Source organism: Bacillus sp. PK6-16 (assembly GCF_056530295.1).
In genome coordinates this window covers 523,255-542,354 of sequence record NZ_CP096511.1, presented here as the reverse complement: position 1 = coordinate 542,354, position 19,100 = coordinate 523,255, and the positions used below count along the sequence as shown (strand labels likewise).

Below are 19,100 nucleotides of genomic sequence, written 5' to 3'. Positions count from 1 at the left end.
TAAAAAATATTGATAAACATTGTATGCTATTTGTAAGTTGTTTTATTATTTCCTTGAAGACCGAATTCATTCGGTCTTATTTTTTATGTGATAAATACTTTTGTAGGAGGCATTACATTCCACTTATGAACTTATCGAAACTAAACAATCGAATAGAAGCGAAAAAGAAAGAGTTAATCTATCTCGTTGAACGATACGGATTGACTCATGATAAAGTGATTTCTTTCAGCCAAGAATTAGATCGTTTACTTAACTTATTAATAAAACTCAAGACGAAGAAAAAACGTTGCTCTTTATAACCGTTATCTTCTCTTTTTTGATACGATATAACTAGAATCAGAAAGGAGCGATTTATGTTCATATTAAAAAACGTTATATATAAAGATATACTACACATTCCTTATTTACAGATTCAAAAAGAAAAGATTACTTGCATTATCGGTGAAAGCGGAAGCGGAAAAAGCACGTTGCTTCGCATGTTAAACGATTTACAATCTCCAACATCCGGCACAATTGAATATAACGGAAAATTAATTTCTGATTATCACCCTATTCAATTACGTCGTGACGTAGTTATGCTTGGGCAAACTCCACCTATTTTTGATGGAACCGTTAAAGACAACCTATTAATGGGACTTCGTCTTTCTGAAAAACCATTTCCAAATGATGATGCCCTGCGGAGTGCATTACAAACCGTTAGCTTAGACAAGCAATTAGAAAATAGCGCCTCCTCACTATCTGGCGGTGAAAAACAAAGACTTGCCTTTGCACGTATCGTACTTATGGATCCGCCTGTCTATTTATTAGATGAACCTACTTCAGCATTAGACAGTGATACAGAACGCCGCGTTATGAAACAATTTACTGAACTAGCACGAAAAAAGAAAAAAACAATTATCTTCATCACACACTCACAACAACTTCCAGAAGAAATTGCAGACGACATTATTGAGATTAGTAAAGCAAACGGTGCAACTAGAAAGGAAGTGCTCTCTGTTGAAGGGCGTTATTGAACTCCAAATTTGGCAACTTGCAGCTGCCTATATTTTCATTCTTATTTTAATTGGACTTGTAAAATTAAAAGGAATACCTCGCGAAAAACAAATCGCGCTCGCAACATTCCGTATGACGATTCAGCTCGTACTTGTTGCATATGTCCTTACATACGTATTTGAAAACAGTAATCCATTTTATACAATTGCTCTCATTACTTCTATTACTACCTTTGCAATTTTTAATATTTATAAACGAGTTAACATCCCAATGTCTAAAGAATTAAAACGAGTAGCCGCCCTTTCCATGGTCGCCGGATCAATTGGGCCACTTCTACTATTTATCTTTGTTATTATCGGACATGATCCGTGGTATGCTCCGCAATATATCGTCCCTATTACAGGAATGTTAGTTGGGAATGCCATGACTGGTGTTTCTCTCGGCGCAAATACGTTCTTAAACAATATGAAATCGCAAAGAGGTCAAATTGAAGGTGCACTTATGCTCGGCGCAACACCGAAAGAAGCAGCTGCTCCGCTCATTCGAGACGCTTTTGACTCTGCTATTTTACCAACAATTAATTCTATGGTCGGAATGGGAATTATAAGCTTACCAGGCATGATGACTGGTCAAATATTATCCGGTGTATCACCATTCACAGCCATTCAATATCAAATCGCCATCATACTCGGTATTTCTGGAAGTACTGCCTTTGCTGTCATTATCTTTTTACAGCTTGGATATAAAACGTTCTTTAATAAGCGATGTCAATTGAAAGAAATTGACTATGGTGCACGGTGAATCGTACGTAGTTCACGATGAATGAAATTATATTAACGATTTTTTCAATATATCTATCATAACTTGCAATATATCAACGATTTTTCAAATATATCTATCATAACTCAGAATATATCAACGATTTTGTACGAAATATCGATTTACCGACAAAAAGTGACATAATAAAAAGAGGAGGCTATTCGCCTCCTCTTCTATTTACTTACGCCTTCTTAACGAACTGTGATTTTAACTTCATAGCTCCGAAGCCGTCAATTTTGCAATCGATATCGTGATCGCCATCAACTAGACGGATACTCTTTACTTTCGTACCGATCTTCACAACTGAAGAAGTTCCTTTTACTTTTAAATCTTTAATAACAGTAACTGCATCGCCGTCTTGAAGAACGTTTCCGTTCGCATCTTTTACAACTTTTGCACCATCATTATTTTCAGCTTCTGCTTCTTGGCACCACTCATGAGCACATTCTGGACATACGAAAAGAACTCCATCCTCATACGTATATTCTGAATTACATTTTGGACAATTTGGTAAAGTAGCCATAAATTCATTTCCTCCGTTCATTATTTATACGTAAAAATCAAAATTGATGTTTACATCTCGATAAATAAAATTTGTATAGCATTTCTTTATAGTGCCATAGTCTCACGTTATTGACAAGCCTACCTCAAATTCTCATTTTTTATTGTATTTTACAAAATTTCAATTTGTATGCCGTTTTTCTATTTGCTCTTCTACTAATTTTAAAAATCTTCGTTGTGCATTTTTATTTTTTACAAGCAATCGAACTCTTAGCTTACTTTGTAAATATGAGCGAACTTTGTAGTTCGTAATAAATAACTTTCGATACTTTTCGTCTTCATATATCATTCGAAACCATTCATACTGCTGCAAGTAACGTATGTTAGCATCAATCTTTTTCGTGTGTAAACCCGTACTTAAACTAATCGATCCTATTAGAGCTTCTATTACTGCTGAAATTATTTCTCTCCCCCTAATAAACAAAAGAAGAACCTTCACAAGATTCTTCTTTTCAAAATGAACGAGTTCCCTCTAGAAACCCCAATTATTTTCTTCAATGTAAATTTGATATTCTTCTACTTCTTCTTCACTTAACTTCTTATTATTTTCATATACCTCTTGCCACTCGAAATAATCTTCATCGAAATAAACAGCAAATTTAATTTTCACGTTTTTCTTCTCTGTATAATCATAACCAGTAAACTCTACTACGTCATAATCTTTTTCTTTCTTCACAAACTTCCAAGTTGGATTATCAGTCATAATCTCTAAAGTAACCCCTTCGCCACTTGAACGAACAACGTTTTTAATATTCGGCTCAGTTGGTAAAAAGGACAGCCCGAACGCAGCTAATCCATACACAATCCCGACTATAATCTGTAAACCAATCATACCAGCAATACTCACGCCGCCCTTTGATTGTAAGAAATACGCCTTCTCATGATCAGACGCATCTTCTCCCTTACGAAAAACACGAACAGCCTGCTTATAATATAAACGGTTTCCTTGCCATCCAGTAAATATCATCATTCCTAATTGAAGAGCTAAACTAAATGTTACATAAATCCCATCTGGAATATCTATAAAAGGGGGTATAACTATACTAGGTATAGCCAATAACGCAAATATAATAAATAACTTATACATTTTACGATAAGCTAACCAAAAAGTTGGGAAGAAAAAGGCTACCCAATTCCATGTATTCCCTTGCGCTGGATTTTCTACTTTACCCCACTTAAAGTCATAATAAGCTGTATTCTTTTGAACAACTTTATGTAATTCTTGTGGAGAAATCGTTTCTTGTAAAACCGTGTCCTTCACGTACATCATCCTTTTCTTATTTCTATATACATTTATTGTATATGGACAAAATGAAGGAATCTAACAAAAAGTACACATATTTCATAAAAGTGAACGGAAATCGAATATATTCCGACAATTATTCGTTTCTTATTTCATTTTACTTTTAAATATATTAAAATAATCGTGTATCATACCTTTAATACACTAAGTTAATTATTTTATATATTCACTAAAAAGGATGTATAAAAATCATTTTTATACATCCTTTTTAGTGAATATATACTACTATTTTAAAACAAACATCTCGACTTAAGAGCGCTCACAAATTAGCCTTCTACTATTTCAAACATATTTCCACTTACACAACTAATGAATAGTCCATTATTACCTGCCTCAATTGATACAATAAAATCTATTACAACAACATTTTTAGGGAGTTTAATTATATCTTTTACTTCACCACATTCAGCATCAAGTATTATCAATTCTAAATTTGAAGTTGCAATGTAAATTTCTCCATCTTTATATAACAGAACCTCTGTAATATCATGTAGAGTAGTATTGTTCCAAAGCACTTTACCTGTTTGAATATTAATACCACAAATTCTGCCTTCTCCTAAGGACAATACCATCATCTCTCCGATAAGAAATGGAGGCAATTCAATTTCAAAAGACATATTTACTTCATATAACTTTTGACCGCTCTTATGATCATAACATTGTATTTGTCTACTTACCCCTTCATATCCATACTCAGTTCTTGTTAATAGTATTTTTGCTTCCTTTGATTCAATGCAAGAGTACCATACCTCATCAAAAGCTTTTTCAAAAATTAAGTTACAGCCTTCTTTTCCATATTCCCACTTTTGTAATACCTCCATTGCTACACATATAAAATGTTCATTAGTTAAAGTAACTGGTTCATTTGGATTACAATCTTCCATCATTTGTTTCCATCGTGTAGAAGCATCTAATAATTGAATGGCAATTGCAACATTACTATATGCATCAACTTCCCCATCTTCATCAAAAGGATTCCCTGCTAATACATAGTAATCTGGGCCAAGATGGCACTGCAATTTTTCTCCTCCGACTCGAACATTCTTTTCCCATACTTTTACTCCACTTTCAAGCTCTAATAAAACATTGTAGCCTTCTTGTGTAATAACTAGTAAACGTGGTAACTCTTCTCCCGTAGTTTTTACATCTTGTATAATATGCCCTTCTATTTCTAAATCCCATAGAAGCTCTCCACAACTTGATGAAATAGCATACAATTTCGCAATACTTTCTCCAAATCTATTTGCATGCCAAATAATTACGACATCATTCACAGTAATGCAATTACACTCTTCTACTATTGGAATACGGCACTGCCAAATCTCTTCTTTCGTTTCACTATCGAGTTTACGAATTCTGTGGTTATTTTCCTCTACATAAAAGATACTCTTCTTATCATGAGATAGTACCGGAGTAAATATCGGTTCAACCTCTCTCCCTTTTAAATACTTCCATTTTAATTCATACTTGTCACTTGTAGAATGATAAGTTCGATACATAATTTCGTCATTTCCATTTACAAGTTTAGGAACAAATGGATCAATTTCTAACATTCTATGGTAAGCATCTTTGATTCGAAAAGAATCAACTCCACTCATGTAAATCTGCCCTATCTCCTTTTTAAGAAACGAAAAGAGTACTCGTAAAAATTGCTCGCTATCAACACTAGCTAACTTCTTGCCTCTCTGATTAATAATGAGAAACTCCCCATCTTTCTTCTTAAATTCCATCTTTTTTTCATATTCATTTAAGAAAATTGTAGCGTCATCATATCTAAAGACCTCGATACAAGCGTCAAACAACTGACAAATCGGGTCTATTATGTCTGTTTTTTCTTGAAACACAATACTCTCATCTATACTAAGTACTATTTCTCCGGCATTTTCTGTCGGCAGTTTATTTAGTTCGATTTGAAACTTTTTCATTATTTCCTCCCTCTTAATCACATTGAAATACTATTTTATTTCTCGCACATTCCCCTTCACTTTCTCAATAATATCTTCTATACGCTCCGCTATACATTCCGGCTCCCATTCTCCCTCACCGTGCATAGCTGTATAAACTGGACAGTTCTCATCATTACTATCTACAAAAATCGGGTCTCCAAGATATGAATCTATGCCGATTACAATCCATCCTTCTTTCCAGTCTCCTTCTTCATCAAAACTATAACCAAGTTGCCCTTCTTCTATTTCTTCACTATTAAACAATTCTATCGTCATAGGTTCAAATTCATACTCTAGCTCAATTTCATTATCCTCAGCACGATCTACATGTGCTAAAAGTTGTTTAATTTTATTATGGTTAATCATGATATCTTCTCCATTCTATCTTTTAAAAATCTAATTTTATTCATAATGAGCTGCCGCAAGTAACATTTGAGCAATAAACTTCCATGAAATATTTTCTGGAAACTTCTCTCCTTGATTTATATAAACCGATTCACAAGAACCTAACCAACTATTTAATGCCTCTAAATAAGTCTCTACCTCTACATTCTCCCATTCATCTTTATTCACTTTAAAATCCTTTTGGAGGTATACAAGAAATTTTAATAAATCTTCTTTAGAATTTACGTGATCGAGGTATTCATACACATCCATACTCCGTCCCTCCCTCTATTGCGTGTTATCTAAACTAACTATAATATATGACATAAGATTCTTAAAACTATTATTTGAGGTGACCGAATATGAAGAGTACAATTTGGGCAGACGATGACTATTTAAAACTAGCACCCATTAACGATGAACTAATCAAAAAAGCAGAAGAAGTACTGAACGTAAAACTTCCAGAATCATATATAAACCTTCTAAAAGAACAAAATGGGGGAACTCTTCGTCTCGATGTTCACCCTACTTCAAAGCCAAATTCTTGGGCAGACGATCACGTTAATGTATCTGGTTTATATGGTATTTCTTTTAATGAAAATGAATCTAGTATTTTAGAGAGCCGCTATTTAATTCGAGAATGGGAAATGCCTGAGAATATCGTACTTTTATCTGGTGATGAACATACATGGATTGCATTAGACTATCGAAATGTAGCTGAAAATCCTCCAGTTATATTTATCGATAATGAATTTGAGGAAATTATTGAATTAGCACCTAACTTTGAAAGGTTCTTACAAAACTTAACTACTTATGAATATGACGAAGAATAAGCCTGGCTCTAAAAAGGAGCAAGATTTTATTACAAATTTACACGCCACTTTAAAACCACTCGGCTTTAAGAAAAAAAGACATACATTTTTCAAAGCTGAAAACGGATTTTATAAGCTCATTAACATACAAAAAAGCCAGTTTGGAGATGATTTTTATATAAATATAGGAGTTCACCCTATCGGTCTCCCGCAGCTTATTACGAACCAATTACAAATAAAAGAAAACATTTCAATATTCGCTTGCATTCTACAAACAAGAATAGAGCCTATACATATCAAACAGAACCAGCTATTGCACAATGTTTCACATGAAACTATCAACATTCCGAATTACCTTTCTACTATTTTCGACTGGTTTCAAACGTGGGCATCTTATGAAAATTTAGTGGAAATAAATATACATTCCATTACTCCGATACTAGCTGTCGTTCCAATATTAGAAGAAAAAGCGTTTCTACTTCTTACCTGTTTTTCTTTCTACAAATTAAAACAGTACGAACAAGCTAATCGCTACTTACAGCAATATTTACATTGCACCGTGCATCTGAATACCGAGGAAAAAGAGCCCATATTCTTTCACGAAGTTGATATGTATATGAAAAAACTAGTAGAAAGTACAATGTAATTTCACATTGTACTTTCTACTAGTGCTTTATATTCCTCTTGTAACTTTTTAAATCGTTCTTCATACTTTTGCATCTTCACAGTATCCATTTTTGAATTAAGGACTGGCCTTCTTCTCCCAGTCACCATTATATTTTTCCCATCTATTGCATCGTTCATATATACGTAAGGTTTAAAAGACTTGCATACCGTATATGGCAATGCTACAGAGAGTTTTGCATACTCTTCCACTTTAAATTGATTAGATAAGCTTAACTCCTTTAAATTTTTCAATTGCATTAACGGTTCTAATGAATCATCTTTAACCTTTAAATTCATCAAAGTAAGCTTTTGCAACTGCTGTAATTCAGCGAGCGGTTTTAAAGTTTGTACTTTCATCGCTGTATTTATTCCACCACCCATATAGAAGGTATTGAGTTGTGTGCACTTACTTAAAGCACTTAAATCTTCTAACTTAGAAAAATCATCAATTAGTAAGGATTTGAGTTTTTTATTATAATCAATATCCCATAACGTCTTCGCTTTTGTATTCCAGCACATATACAACTGTTGTAAATTGGACAATTTCTGAAGGCTACTTAAATCCTCAACCCTCATTTTGTAAACGTATAATATATCGGGACAAACATACGTAAGAATATGATCAAACTGCTTTTGATTTACTGTGAACACCCATAATTTTTTAACTTTCAAAGATGCTAGTCGTTCTATATTTTTTGTTTTCCCCTCAATCGCTACTTCTTCTAAATCACCAGCTATACTTGCTAAGTCTTTCATAATCTTCGGCTGATCACCAATCGGAAACATGTTATCCCCCCTACAACTCCCAAGTAATATTCATTTCTTCAAATGAGTCCTTACTAACTTCCAATCCTTCGCTATCTTCCGTTCCAATCATTGCTACTTCTTCTTTAGACAACTTAATTTCCTCATTTGGCCTTTGGATTTTTTTCTCATACACGAGTTGTAAAAGCTCTATTTGTTCCTCTGTCAGTTCATACTCTTCTTCTAGTCTTTCCATTGCTGATTCTGTATCAAGTAATGGAATTTCTAATAAGAATCCGCCGTGCTCTTCCATCTCCTCAAATGAATCAATTGAATACGCACCGCTATCCTCAATCCAAAATGCAGTTGTAATAAAAGGAACTGTTTCGCCTTCTACTTCTTCTAATACGTATTGAAGTGCTTCTTCTTTCGCAATATCTATTACTTCCGAAGGTGCCCCTTCAAAATAATTTTTCGCATCAATCCACTCATCAATTCTCTCGCTATTCACATCTTGAAGACATACAATCGTGTAATTCGGATGAAACGTAATTGTCCCTTGTCCCCCTTGGCTATCTTGCATACTATAGTTAAATCCATCCCATGAACTTTCATGTGAGAAATCTGGACAATGCGCTACATTAATTGCATGGGCAATCGAATTTAAAACGCAGCCTTTCCATAGTTGTTCTTTATCTATATGTAATTTATATTTACTCATCATCTTCCCCCATGCGCATATTTTTTTCTATTATCTTTCCTCTACACAATGCTTGTAAATACTTTTCTATCTACTACAAAATAAAAAAGACAATACACCCCACTGTATTGTCCATTTTCTTCCCTACCATTTCTCTCTACACGTCTCAATTAAATGCAGTAAATACCTCTTCGTCATATCTGCTCTTCTCCACCTTGAGAGCATTCGCTTTTCTTTTGGGTTCTGCCGTATTCTCGCTACTTCTTTTAATAAAAGCTCCCATTCTTCCGCTGAACGTTCTGACAAATATTGCAATCCTCTATCTTTTGAAACGATTGTTTTATAATCTAGTGTATATAAAATGCGTCCCATCGTAACGACAGCTGATTCTACCCACTCTTCTATAAAAAATAAATATGGCTTCTTCGCCTTTTCACTCCAGTACTGTTCTACGTTATATTTCATTGTATTTACTACATCATTCCATTTTATTTGCAACGGAAGATCTTCTGCTTCTTTTCCTGTAACTGTAATGCCTTGATTTTTCAACGTCCACCATGTGACCGCATTAATGTCCCAATGACCAACATTAGCTTTACCATCTGCACAATACACGTACTCGTTCATTTCATCATTGTATTTCCCTAAGTCAGCAAGCGGAATATACATACCGTCCATTCTTTTACCTAGTGTATTATCACTAAGTTTATTATGTAGTTCCACAAGCTGCTGTTTTTCAGCTTCATTCACGGAATCATTTATCACTGTAACAAAATCAACATCGCTCGTTTCCTTATGAAATGCACCTAGTGCGATGGATCCGTAAATATATACCCCGACTATTTTTTCATCCAAAAAAATTTCTTTTAATTCTACTGTATACCGCTCCATTAACCGTTGTACTTCCGTTGGTAACGCATGCTTCACTCCATTTTTCATATCTATCCCTCCAATAAAAAAGCCTTTGCAAATTCGCAAAGACTTCTTGTTTTATAAATATTTCTCGATTTCTTCGTAAACATCCTTCAAACGAGGATTTCCTTCTCCAACAATTTCTCCATTTACAAGAACGACCGGATAAAATAAATCTTCTTCCACTACGCGCTCAGCGAATGCTTTTTTATCCGCATCTTCTTGTTCTTCTTGGAAATCAATATACTCGAAATTAAATTTATTTTCTTGTCCTTCATATTTACGACCAATTGCCGCTTGTAACCATTCAAACGTTTCTGTTGAAGATGGCATTCCGACGCAGCTCGCACAAATTACTTTCGTCCCATACACTTGCACATTAACCATTTCTTCTCCCCCACTTCTTGTTCCAACAGTATATTCAGATGTCTTATTACATAAGCACATCATTTTACAAACTTATTCCATACCCCTATACTGAAAAAACACGATACAATATTTCGACAATAAAACAAGAAGAGAAAAAATAGATTTTCCCCTCTATCTTGATTATAATAAAACTGATGAAAGGAGTCGATAAAAATGGAAAACCCACATATGCAAGAACAAGTATTAGAAGTATTAGATAAATTACGTCCATTCTTACTTCGCGATGGCGGAGACGTTGAATTAGTAGACATTGAAGAAGGTATCGTAAAATTACGCCTTATGGGTGCTTGCGGAAGCTGCCCAAGTTCTACAATCACACTAAAAGCTGGTATCGAGCGCGCGTTACTTGAAGAAGTACCAGGCGTTATCGAAGTAGAACAAGTATTTTAATCTAAAAGCGGAAGCGGCTCGTTCAGAACAGGAGGTCATTGGAGCTCCTGACGAAGAGGCGCTTTTTGCCTCACAGGAAGGCGCGAAATGGCCGACTGTTCTGGCCGCTGGAGCTGGATATTAATCTAAAAGCGGAAGCGGCTCGTTCAGAATCGCCTTCTAAAAGGAGACCAAATTTGGTCTCCTTTTTTATTCAAATCACATTTATCCGTTAACATCATAAAACAAAATTGGAAATCCTTCTCAAAAAATGCGATAATTAATACTATATAGTGAATCGTTCACACATATACAGTAAAAAAACATAGGGGGGGACGACAGATGCCAAAAATGGGGAACACTTTTGTAACAATCCAAGAACTAGAAAAGAAAAAAGAGTATTTATTAGGCCTTTCATCCGTTATACCAACATGGAATACAAGCTATCAATTTTTATTTAAAGAAATCCAGCAAGAATTATTGGGTAAAGTAAATGAAAAGCTCGAAAGGCATCAATTCGTTTTAAATATATGTACAGATCAGCAGGTAGGGGCATAATGTATTACATAAAATTGTGGTATATAAAAAAGAGACCTCACTCGGTCTCTTTTTTATATTTTTAAGATAACCAATCTAATTTTCTAATCCCGAGCTTATCTACTGGTAAACGAAGTGAGCCATAAAAGTGCTTCATAAATTGCTCTGAGCGGTTTACATCATGTAAAATGGCTTCTAAGCGATCTCTATATATGCTTTTTTGTTCTTCGTTTCCAGTTTGGTAATATCGTTCGACCGTTTCAAAATAGTGAAGCGGGAACAGGAGCCTTGCAAATAATAAGCGCCAACCAAATGAGGACAGCGAGTAATTTCGTTCATAATCTGTAACAAATTGAACGATTGTTTGATCCCAGTCTTTCTTTTTTTCAATCATCATATAGCGAATCCATTCTGCTATATCTCGAGTTGGGTGATCATACACCCAATCAAAAGGAAGTTTGAGACGCTTCGTTTGATGCCATAATAAAGGTGTGAATCGTTCTTGGCAAATTGTCGCTGCATCCGTTAGTTGCGGCGTATCATCCATTTCTGTATCAACAACATATTGAATGGCATTTTCTGCAACTCCTAAGTAATACGGGAAGGATTCAATAAACAATTGATCGAATACGTCTGTAGGGTGGTTCATCACTTGTGATTGCCAAAACTTTTCTAACTGATCGAGTCTCTTTTCCCATAACGCTTTCCATTCACCAATGCGGCTTAATTGCTCGATTTCTTCTGGAAAGAATGCACCTCGTTTATGGAATATAGAAAGTTCACTTCCTAATGACGTGGCATGTCGTTCTAACGCTCGCATACCTTTTAATAAGCAGTAATTTTGTTCTTCTATCTCACTTACATAGTAGCCGTGTATAGTTGGAACGAAAGTCGCTACAGTTATATCCCCTTGCTGGTTCATATAGTCACTGAGCTTTTTCATCTCTACAAGTACTTCTTCCTCCATTTCTCCAATTGGAACAAGTACATAAATTTTGTTGCGAATCCAAAAGCTTTTATAGGGGCCAAGGGGGATTAATTCTTTAACATGCATGTGATAATGCTCATAAATATGCTGAATCATCGCAGTCGCCACCTATGGTTTTTCTTTATATATATGAGCTTGTGCTCGCCTTTCATTCCTATGCACAGGATAAAGCAACGAAACGTATACAAATACTAAAAAGAAAAAAAGGTGATAAACATGAAAGAATCAAATCAACTACAAGAAAGAGCATTACAACTATTACAAGAACGCGGTGTAACAATTGATGATATTGCTGAACTTGTTCATTTTCTTCAAAAAAAATATCATCCAAATTTAGAGATGTCAGAATGCCGTTACAATGTAGAACGTGTACTATCAAAACGTGAAGTACAAAACGCACTGATTACTGGTATCGAGCTTGATGTCCTTGCTGAAAAGGGAATGCTAAGTGAACCGTTACAAGATATTGTAAAACGTGATGAAGGCTTATACGGAATTGATGAAGTTATCGCACTTTCTATCGTGAACGTGTACGGTTCTATCGGTTTCACGAACTTTGGATATATTGATAAATTAAAACCTGGTATTTTAGAATACTTAAATGATAAATCAACTGGAAAGGTGCACACGTTCCTTGATGATATCGTTGGCGGAATCGCTGCCGCTGCGTCAAGCCGTTTAGCTCACCGAGCTGAGCACTCAGAATAATAATGTTTTCTAGGCCGTCAGTTTCATGCTGACGGCCTTTCGTATTCCATAAGTATAAATTCTCTTCCGCGACTCAAAAAAATAGTCCCTTTTTTAAATCCGATATTTTTATATAACGTAATTGCTCTTGTATTAAATGTCGCTACGCTTAATCGAAACATTTTTGCATTAAGCTCTTTCGTGGCAAACGCTATTCCAGCTTGGAAAAATTCTTTCCCCATTCCTTTCCCAGTTAACGCCGGCTTCATGCCAAGTCCGATATCAATCACATCTTCTCCACCATATAAATTAGCATCTCTTCCACCTGGCACTTGTGCATTTGCTCCAAAACAAAAATAACCGATGAGGTCTCCTTGATCGTCACAACAGCCATAATACGTTCCATCTAATAGCTCTTCTATTACTTCTTTCTCGCCTGAAAAACTATATAAACTATAAGGTTCCTCGTACGTCCAAGTATTTATCTCATTTGCTTCTTCCTCTGTTAACTTATGTATATCCACTTTCTCTTTCCCCCTATTATATTTCTATTAACAATATTCGATATTCATCTTATAATTCATCTTTCTCAATATATTTTTTAATTTCTCGCTTTATTTTTATGGAAGATTTTTCTTATTATGTTACGATTAAACAGAATCATTACAAATAAGGTGGTGACAATTTGAATTACTTTTCTTATCTCTCCTCGGAAGAACGGCAAAATTTTTTCTATAAAGAACCTCTTAGTTTTTCAAAAAATATAGGGAAAGAACAACTAGCTTACGCACTAGGTGCCACACTATATACTCCCGGCACGAAAGAAACGATTGCGGAAGATATAATTAGAAAGAAACATGTGGATGCTACCTCAATTATTCTTTGTCTAGAGGACGCTATCAGCGATGAGGAAGTAAAACTTGCAGAGCAAAACATCGTCGTTCAAATACAGCAAATCGCTAACTTAGTCAGTGCCAACATACTAAATCAAGCAGACATCCCGCTTCTTTTTATTAGAGTTCGACAGCCAAGTCAACTGAAGACAATTGTTACTGAATTAGGTAGTGCTGTTCATTGTTTATGTGGTTTTGTCTTTCCAAAATTCACACCGATTAACGGAAAGACTTATATCGATCAGCTTGCATATATAAACGAGCTATACTCATTATCGCTATATGGCATGCCGATTTTAGAATCCCCCGAAATTATGTATAAGGAAACACGGGCAGAATCATTATTACAAATAAAGGATTTACTAGATTCTTATCACGATTACATCTTAAATGTACGTATTGGTGCTACTGATTTTTCAAGTATATTTAGTATTCGGCGCAATAAATACACACCTATCTATCATATTACCGTTGTCCGTGATTGTATTTCAGACATTATTAACGTTTTCTCAAGGGCAACAAATGAATATATTATTTCAGGATGTGTATGGGAATATTTTTCTAATGATCATGAAGAAGGGCTTATTCAAGAGGTATCACTTGACCATGCAAATGGCTTAATCGGAAAGACAGTTATTCACCCATCTCATATTAAAGTTGTACAAGCAATGCACATTGTCACAATGGAAGATTATTTAGATGCGAGATCAATTTTACAAAATGCAGATACGTATAATGGAGTGCTAAAAAGCAGTTTTTCTAACAAAATGAATGAAGTAAAACCTCATTATAGCTGGGCTCGCAAAACCATTTTAAAATCTAATATTTACGGGGTGCTACATGAAAACAAACAATTCACCGATCTCCTTATTACAAACGCAAAGCAACACGTATAACGTTTTAAATAATATACAAGTCCATGTAGAAGTACGTGATAATCCATATAATTTAGCGCTAGACAATCTTTTTCAAATGGCTGCGAGAATAAATAAGAAACGTAGTTTTTTATTTGTGAGTACAATCCTTGGAAAGCATCTTCCTATTAAACCTGCAGTCTCTCTATCAAGTGGAGTTGCTCTCGCTGCAAGATATTTGGAAATACTACATAATATTTCTCATCCATTTCAAAAAGAAATTTTAAATCTCATTTCATTAGAAATTGATGAAATCCCAGAGGAAGTATTTCGTTATCAATATCCTCTGCAAGAAGAAGTTTTGTTCATCGGATTCGCTGAAACAGCGACAGCACTTGGTCATTCTATGTTTCAATGCTTTCAAAATGCAAAGTATGTGCATACAACTAGGGAATCGATACCCCACCTAGAATCTGTCATTACATTTGAGGAAGAACATTCTCATGCAACATCGCACCGTTGTTATGTAGATGAAAGCTTTTTTCAAAACAACAACCCGATTGTTCTCGTAGATGATGAGATGACAACAGGAAAAACAGCATTAAATATTATTAGATCTATTCAAAATAAATTCCCACGAGAAGAATATATAATTGCTTCTTTATTAGACTGGCGTTCTCATACTAATAGAAAACAATTTAAACAATTAGAAGAAGAACTTCAAATTAAGATTCATGTTATTTCTTTATTAGAAGGCAGTATTCATACAACTGGCCAACCATTAAATATTGCAAAAACAGATATTCAAATTAAAGAAACAAAACCTGATTTCAAAAAGCATACCCTTACCTGTCCAAAATCACCCTATACATCAAATTATATAAAATATACTGGGCGATTTGGCATTTCAGCATATGAACAAAAGCACATTCATTCTTTCGCTCAAGAAGCAGGAAAAACTTTAAAAAGAGAAAGAATGGGAAAACGAACACTCTGTCTCGGAACGGGTGAATTTATGTATATCCCAATGAAAATTGCTGCTGAAATGGGTGAAAATATTTTATATCAATCTACAACAAGAAGTCCTATCCATCCTGTTTCAAATGATGTGAACTACGCCATTCATAATCATTTCTCATATCCAAGTCCTGAAAATTCTACTATTACAAATTACTTTTATAATATTTCACCTCATGATTACGATGAAGTATTTGTTTTTATTGAGCGTGATTTAGGAGAAGAAGCCCTGTTTCCTCTTCTACAGCAGTTACAAACAGTTATTCCTTTTATTCATATCGTCTCATTTTCAAATAGCATAGAAAAGGAAGGTTGATAATTATGGTAAAAGTAAATTCTCATATTAGTAGTTACAATCCAAATGATGCTATTTTTCTATTAAAAGATATTAGTGATTTAATGAAAGAAAGTTCCACGGAAACTAGAGAACAATCAATTCAAGCTGGCACACATTATTCCGAAATGTTACCAATGGAATATAAACCATCTAAAGCGTATATGGATTTATTCTTTTCTTCCCTGCAACAATATAAACACAAACTAGCCATCGCTGTTGGAGTTGTCGCCGAACAGATTATACAAACTAAAGGAACTAACCTTGTCTTCGTTTCATTAGCTCGTGCTGGTACACCTATTGGCATTCTTATCAAACGCTACATACGCTATCAATACAACCTTGATGTACCTCACTATTGTATTTCTATTGTTCGCGGACGCGGTATTGATGAAAATGCACTCCATTATATTTTGGAACATCACCCTAAAGAAACAATTCAATTCATTGATGGGTGGACTGGAAAAGGTGCAATAAAAAAAGAATTAGAATATGCAGTACACACATTTAACGAACGAAATAATACACACATTTCTCATTGTATGGCTGTGCTTGCTGATCCCGGTTACTGTACTTCAATTTACGGTACACGTGAAGATTTTCTTATTCCTAGCGCTTGCTTAAATGCAACAGTCTCTGGACTAATTAGCCGCACTGTACTAAATGACACCTATATCGGTCCAAATGATTTTCATGGTGTTAAATATTATAAAGAGCTAGAACAAGAAGACTTATCAAATTTCTTCGTTGATGAGGTAACAGAGTTATTCCCTTCTGTTCATTCTCATATAGATAATCAATTACGTTATATTACTTCAACTTACACTGATCCCTCTTGGCAAGGATTAAAAGATATACAGTCTATCCAAAATCACTTTGAAATTGACGATATTAACTTAATTAAACCAGGAGTCGGTGAAACAACTCGTGTATTACTCCGGAGAATACCGTGGAAAATTTTAATACGTAAGCAAAACAATCCCGATTTAAAGCATATTTTACTTCTCGCTAAAGAAAAGAATGTCCCAATTGAAATCTATGAGAATATGGCTTATTCATGTTGCGGGCTCATTAAGCCTCTTAGGAAGGAAACAATATGATTTTCGCCAGTGATCTTGATCAGACGCTTATTTATTCCCGGAAATCGTTTCGTGCCCCTATAGAAGATGAATCAATTCAACTCATTGAAACTTTAGATGGGAAAGAAATTTCTTTCATATCACATAAAACCATTTCACTACTAAAAAAATTACAACTGCACTCACATTTCATCCCAGTTACAACAAGAACTATTAAGCAGTTTCAGCGTATTGCTTTATTCCAAAACGAAATCATTCCCGAATACGCCATTACAAGTAACGGCGGCAATATCCTTCATAATGGGAAACAAGATGGTACTTGGAACAGGACAGTAAAAGAAAGACTATCGGTTGAATGTATAGAGAGAAACGACATACTAAAGGAATTTGGACAAATAGCTCATAAAGATTGGGTTATATCGCAAAAAACAGCTGATGATCTATTCCATTATTGCATTATTAAACGGGAGAACATTCCTTATGATGAATTATCATCCTTCACTTCCTGGTTAGACAAACAAGGCTGGAATCATTCACTTCAAGGTAGAAAGCTATACTTTGTACCAAAACCAATTAATAAATGGGACGCCGTGCAATATATAAAAGAAATTTTGCAAATAGATACGATTATTACAGCTGGGGATTCTTTACTTGATTTATGCATGCTTGAAAAGGCGAACCATGCCTTCGCACCACTTCATGGTGAGTTAGGGGCAATGCATGATAGCTTACAACCCCATATTTTAAAAACAGACGCAATCGGCATATATGCCGCAGAAGAAATCGTAAATAAATCACTTCAAATTATTCACAGTTCATTACCTACCTCATGATCATCATATGCACAATTGCATACGCACAGCTATTAAACAGATGGTACAATTTATTTGAATCGCTGTTGCTACACTTCTTGATTAGAGAAAAGGCGTTAAAACGGAAATTAGCGTCTTATCAACCTCAAGCAATTGGCACATTTTGTCATCTTAAAAGACACTCCAACGAGTGTCTTTTTTTCTATATCCAACAAGGACTTACTCATTTCAAAGTATAAATACATAAAATAATGTAAATCATGACACGCATGAATCACTTTCTAAAAGTTATAAAGTAGATTCAAAATAAAAAAGCACTCTTAACTAGAGTGCTTTTTACTTTCAAATAAGGAGGCTACATATATGGATAGTACCCTCGTATTTAACTTCGGTATTGGTATTGTTATCATTTTATTTGTTTTCTTTGTACTTTGTATGAGTGGTGTATAAAAAGGCGATTTTCGAGCGTCTTTTTATACATACATATGTATTACTTGACTTCTATAAAGGTAGTAACCATAATAGTTACAGAAATACAAATAGCTATTCACATATCCACAAATAGGAGGAAGAAAAATGAAACATGTAATCGTTTATGCACACCCGAATACAGAAAGCTTCAACCATGCGATTTTAGAAACGGTAAAAAGTGAATTAGAAGGAAAAGGTCACGAAGTACGCGTTCGCGATCTATACGAATTAAACTTTAATCCAGTATTAGGCGCTTCCGATTTCATCTCATTTTCTCAAGGAAATACACCAGAAGATATTAAAGAAGAACAAGAGCATATCTCTTGGGCTGATAGCATTACATTCATTTATCCAGTGTGGTGGGCGGGACTTCCTGCTATTTTAAAAGGATACGTTGACCGTGTATTTAGCCATGGATTTGCTTATGCTTACGGTGAAAACGGCATTGAAAAGTTATTAAGCGGTAAAAAAGGATTGTTATTATCTACAATGGGCAATACGAAAGAAGCATACACAGCAGGGGGCATGTTTGATGCAATGAAGAAAACAGCGGATGTTGGTATTTTTGAATTTACAGGCATTGAAACAATTGAGCATACATTCTATACAAGTGTTCCTTCTGTGGATGACAGTGTGCGTAAGCAATATCTTGAAGAAGTGAAAGACGTTGTGAATCGTGCATTCTAATAAAATTATATCAGCGATTTTCTAAATATATCGGCGCAACTCAGATTATATCGGCGATTTTTCAAATATATCGACTTACCGATAAAAATCAACACTAGTCACA

General features: G+C 34.7%; 25 protein-coding genes. 13 read left to right on the top strand and 12 right to left on the bottom strand.

The features are described 5' to 3' along the window. Window positions 1-125: 125 nt before the first annotated feature. From M1D66_RS02670 to M1D66_RS02660, 3 genes are read left to right on the top strand one after another with little or no spacing between them, the layout of a single operon-like run. Window positions 126-299: an aspartyl-phosphate phosphatase Spo0E family protein gene (locus M1D66_RS02670; protein ID WP_001054091.1), complete on the top strand. Its 174-nt coding sequence runs from the start codon at window positions 126-128 to the stop codon at window positions 297-299. Window positions 300-353: 54 nt separating this feature from the next. Further along, the gene (locus M1D66_RS02665; RefSeq protein ID WP_048534661.1) at window positions 354-1,013 is read left to right on the top strand and encodes an ABC transporter ATP-binding protein; all 660 of its coding nucleotides are present in this window, start codon (window positions 354-356) and stop codon (window positions 1,011-1,013) included. Further along, window positions 997-1,794, top strand: a complete 798-nt coding sequence (locus tag M1D66_RS02660) for an ABC transporter permease (protein WP_000679254.1) — start codon at window positions 997-999, stop codon at window positions 1,792-1,794. The genes M1D66_RS02665 and M1D66_RS02660 overlap by 17 nt, the downstream gene beginning before the upstream one ends. Window positions 1,795-1,993: 199 nt before the next feature. Here M1D66_RS02660 and phnA read toward each other — a convergent pair whose 3' ends face one another. From phnA to M1D66_RS02630, 6 genes are all read right to left on the bottom strand, one after another. Continuing rightward, window positions 1,994-2,335 (bottom strand): alkylphosphonate utilization operon protein PhnA, encoded by a 342-nt coding sequence (gene phnA / locus M1D66_RS02655; RefSeq protein ID WP_242554978.1) that lies wholly within the window; start codon window positions 2,333-2,335, stop codon window positions 1,994-1,996. Between the two features lie 159 nt (window positions 2,336-2,494). Continuing rightward, window positions 2,495-2,776: a hypothetical protein gene (locus tag M1D66_RS02650; protein WP_048534699.1), complete on the bottom strand. Its 282-nt coding sequence runs from the start codon at window positions 2,774-2,776 to the stop codon at window positions 2,495-2,497. A 69-nt stretch (window positions 2,777-2,845) separates the two neighbouring features. Beyond that, window positions 2,846-3,643 carry a DUF2628 domain-containing protein gene (locus tag M1D66_RS02645; protein WP_002026505.1) on the bottom strand — a complete coding sequence of 266 codons (798 nt, stop codon included), beginning with the start codon at window positions 3,641-3,643 and terminating at the stop codon, window positions 2,846-2,848. Window positions 3,644-3,942: 299 nt separating this feature from the next. Next, window positions 3,943-5,601, bottom strand: a complete 1,659-nt coding sequence (locus M1D66_RS02640) for an outer membrane protein assembly factor BamB family protein (protein WP_242554977.1) — start codon at window positions 5,599-5,601, stop codon at window positions 3,943-3,945. Between the two features lie 30 nt (window positions 5,602-5,631). Next, a complete protein-coding gene (locus M1D66_RS02635) occupies window positions 5,632-5,988 on the bottom strand; it encodes a hypothetical protein (RefSeq protein WP_048534656.1) in 357 nt (118 codons plus the stop codon). A 36-nt stretch (window positions 5,989-6,024) separates the two neighbouring features. Next, a complete protein-coding gene (locus tag M1D66_RS02630; protein WP_000383680.1) occupies window positions 6,025-6,279 on the bottom strand; it encodes a DUF7660 family protein in 255 nt (84 codons plus the stop codon). 89 nt (window positions 6,280-6,368) lie between these two features. Here M1D66_RS02630 and M1D66_RS02625 point away from each other — a divergent pair, with 89 nt between their 5' ends. Together M1D66_RS02625 and M1D66_RS02620 are read left to right on the top strand one after the other, a co-directional pair. After that, on the top strand, window positions 6,369-6,839 hold the full coding sequence (locus tag M1D66_RS02625) for an SMI1/KNR4 family protein (protein ID WP_242554976.1): 471 nt from the start codon (window positions 6,369-6,371) through the stop codon (window positions 6,837-6,839). Continuing rightward, a complete protein-coding gene (locus M1D66_RS02620; protein WP_063220579.1) occupies window positions 6,826-7,464 on the top strand; it encodes a DUF4304 domain-containing protein in 639 nt (212 codons plus the stop codon). The genes M1D66_RS02625 and M1D66_RS02620 overlap by 14 nt, the downstream gene beginning before the upstream one ends. Window positions 7,465-7,466: 2 nt before the next feature. Here M1D66_RS02620 and M1D66_RS02615 read toward each other — a convergent pair whose 3' ends face one another. From M1D66_RS02615 to M1D66_RS02600, 4 genes are all read right to left on the bottom strand, one after another. Further along, window positions 7,467-8,270 (bottom strand): leucine-rich repeat domain-containing protein, encoded by an 804-nt coding sequence (locus M1D66_RS02615; RefSeq protein ID WP_242554975.1) that lies wholly within the window; start codon window positions 8,268-8,270, stop codon window positions 7,467-7,469. Window positions 8,271-8,280: 10 nt separating this feature from the next. Further along, a complete protein-coding gene (locus M1D66_RS02610) occupies window positions 8,281-8,949 on the bottom strand; it encodes a hypothetical protein (protein ID WP_000049690.1) in 669 nt (222 codons plus the stop codon). Between the two features lie 123 nt (window positions 8,950-9,072). Beyond that, window positions 9,073-9,867: a nucleotidyltransferase domain-containing protein gene (locus M1D66_RS02605; RefSeq protein WP_212125905.1), complete on the bottom strand. Its 795-nt coding sequence runs from the start codon at window positions 9,865-9,867 to the stop codon at window positions 9,073-9,075. A 51-nt stretch (window positions 9,868-9,918) separates the two neighbouring features. After that, window positions 9,919-10,227 carry a YuzD family protein gene (locus tag M1D66_RS02600; RefSeq protein WP_000248588.1) on the bottom strand — a complete coding sequence of 103 codons (309 nt, stop codon included), beginning with the start codon at window positions 10,225-10,227 and terminating at the stop codon, window positions 9,919-9,921. Between the two features lie 195 nt (window positions 10,228-10,422). On the opposite strand from M1D66_RS02600, the gene M1D66_RS02595 reads away from it, so the two are divergent. Together M1D66_RS02595 and M1D66_RS02590 are read left to right on the top strand one after the other, a co-directional pair. After that, window positions 10,423-10,659: a NifU family protein gene (locus tag M1D66_RS02595; protein WP_000431159.1), complete on the top strand. Its 237-nt coding sequence runs from the start codon at window positions 10,423-10,425 to the stop codon at window positions 10,657-10,659. A gap of 321 nt (window positions 10,660-10,980) precedes the next feature. After that, entirely contained in the window at window positions 10,981-11,196 is a 216-nt protein-coding gene (locus tag M1D66_RS02590) for a hypothetical protein (RefSeq protein ID WP_001125507.1), read from the top strand. Between the two features lie 61 nt (window positions 11,197-11,257). On the opposite strand, the gene yutH is transcribed toward M1D66_RS02590, so the two are convergent. Continuing rightward, window positions 11,258-12,259 (bottom strand): spore coat putative kinase YutH, encoded by a 1,002-nt coding sequence (yutH, locus tag M1D66_RS02585; protein ID WP_000614215.1) that lies wholly within the window; start codon window positions 12,257-12,259, stop codon window positions 11,258-11,260. A 120-nt stretch (window positions 12,260-12,379) separates the two neighbouring features. Between yutH and M1D66_RS02580 the strand changes: the two genes are divergently transcribed. Beyond that, window positions 12,380-12,871: a phosphatidylglycerophosphatase A family protein gene (locus M1D66_RS02580; RefSeq protein WP_000665103.1), complete on the top strand. Its 492-nt coding sequence runs from the start codon at window positions 12,380-12,382 to the stop codon at window positions 12,869-12,871. 23 nt (window positions 12,872-12,894) lie between these two features. Here the strand turns inward: M1D66_RS02580 and M1D66_RS02575 are convergent, their stop codons facing one another. After that, window positions 12,895-13,374 (bottom strand): GNAT family N-acetyltransferase, encoded by a 480-nt coding sequence (locus tag M1D66_RS02575; RefSeq protein WP_242554974.1) that lies wholly within the window; start codon window positions 13,372-13,374, stop codon window positions 12,895-12,897. Between the two features lie 161 nt (window positions 13,375-13,535). On the opposite strand from M1D66_RS02575, the gene M1D66_RS02570 reads away from it, so the two are divergent. From M1D66_RS02570 to M1D66_RS02550, 5 genes are all read left to right on the top strand, one after another. Continuing rightward, the gene (locus M1D66_RS02570; RefSeq protein ID WP_242554973.1) at window positions 13,536-14,639 is read left to right on the top strand and encodes an HpcH/HpaI aldolase/citrate lyase family protein; all 1,104 of its coding nucleotides are present in this window, start codon (window positions 13,536-13,538) and stop codon (window positions 14,637-14,639) included. Next, window positions 14,584-15,930, top strand: coding sequence for a phosphoribosyltransferase family protein (locus M1D66_RS02565; RefSeq protein WP_086385636.1), 1,347 nt, complete (start codon window positions 14,584-14,586; stop codon window positions 15,928-15,930). The genes M1D66_RS02570 and M1D66_RS02565 overlap by 56 nt, the downstream gene beginning before the upstream one ends. A gap of 5 nt (window positions 15,931-15,935) precedes the next feature. After that, a complete protein-coding gene (locus M1D66_RS02560; protein WP_152122581.1) occupies window positions 15,936-17,048 on the top strand; it encodes a cysteine protease StiP family protein in 1,113 nt (370 codons plus the stop codon). Further along, window positions 17,045-17,860, top strand: a complete 816-nt coding sequence (locus tag M1D66_RS02555) for an HAD family hydrolase (protein ID WP_049107544.1) — start codon at window positions 17,045-17,047, stop codon at window positions 17,858-17,860. Before M1D66_RS02560 ends, M1D66_RS02555 begins: the two co-directional genes overlap by 4 nt. Window positions 17,861-18,415: 555 nt before the next feature. Further along, on the top strand, window positions 18,416-18,997 hold the full coding sequence (locus M1D66_RS02550) for an NAD(P)H-dependent oxidoreductase (protein WP_000683439.1): 582 nt from the start codon (window positions 18,416-18,418) through the stop codon (window positions 18,995-18,997). Window positions 18,998-19,100 lie beyond the last annotated feature (103 nt).